This is a genomic window from Endozoicomonas sp. ONNA1, assembly GCF_024606325.1.
Lineage (GTDB): Bacteria > Pseudomonadota > Gammaproteobacteria > Pseudomonadales > Endozoicomonadaceae > Endozoicomonas_A.
In genome coordinates, this window is record NZ_JAHHPN010000818.1 from 1 (window position 1) to 1275 (window position 1275).

1 protein-coding gene is annotated in these 1275 nt (G+C 56.5%); it reads left to right on the forward strand.

Annotated features, from left to right (window positions below; all coding sequences use genetic code 11):
* A partial coding sequence (locus KDK19_RS19360) for an ankyrin repeat domain-containing protein (RefSeq protein WP_257275078.1) occupies positions 1–1275 on the forward strand: 1275 nt, incomplete at both ends.

Genomic DNA, 1275 nt, shown 5'->3' on the forward strand with positions numbered 1-1275 from the left:
GGGGGATTTGGATCAGGTGGAGAAGTCACTGGCAGAGGGAGTCAATGTCAATACCGTTATAAATGATGGTCTCACTGCCTTGATGTTGGCATCCGCTCAAGGGCATAAGGACATCGTCGAACGCCTGGTCAACGCCGGGGCAGATATCAACGCCCGGAGTAAGGATGGTGCCACCCCACTGTTCATCGCAGCCCGAGAGGTTAATACCGACTGCGTAAAAGCCCTGATTAACGCCGGGGCTGATCTCAACGCCGCCTTGTCCAATGGTATCACCCCGCTGTTCATTGCAGCCTTGAAGGGCAATACCGACTGCGTGAAAGTTCTGATCGACGCCCGGGCTGATCTCAATGCACGGATTGAGGATGGCGCCACCCCCCTATTCATCGCTGCCCGCAAGGGGCATACCGACATTGTGAAACTCCTGATCGAAGCCAAGGCAGATCTCAACGCCCGCACTAAGGATGCCTCCAGGACTTTGGATGGTGCCACTCCGCTGTTCATCGCTGCCCGGAAGGGCCATACCGATATCGTGAAACTCCTGATCGAAGCCAAGGCAGATCTCAACGCCCGCACTAAGAATGGTGTCACCCCACTGCTCATCGCTGCCCGGAAAGACCATACCGACATCGTGAAACTCCTGATCGAAGCCAAGGCAGATCTCAACGCGCGGACTTCGGGTGGTGTCACCTCACTGTATATCTCAGCCCAGAACGGCCTTACCGACATTTTGAAAGCCCTGATCGAAGCCGGTGCGAATCTCAACGCACAGACTTCAGGTGGCGTTACCTCACTGTATATCGCAGCCCAGAACGGCCATACCGACATTGTGAAAGCCCTGATCGAAGCCGGGGCGGATCTCAACGCCCGGGTTACGGATGGCGTTACCTCACTGTATATCGCGGCGCAGAGCGACCATACCGACATTGTGCAAGCCCTGATCGAAGGCGGGGCGGATGTCAACGCCACCTCGCTTAATGGTGCCACCCCGCTCTATATCTCAAGTCAGAAAGGTAATACCAACTCTGCAGAAGTCCTGATTAACAGCGGGGCTGATCTCAACGCCGCCTTGTCGAATGGAGCCACCCCGCTGTTCATCGCAGCCCGCAATGGCAATACCGACTGCGTGAAAGTCCTGATCAACGCCGGGGCAGATCTCAACGCCCTACGGACTTCGGATGGCGCCACCCCTCTGTTTATCGCTGCCCGGAAGGGCCATACCAACATCGTGAAACTCCTGATCGAAGCCAAGGCAGATCTCAACGCCCGGACTACGGG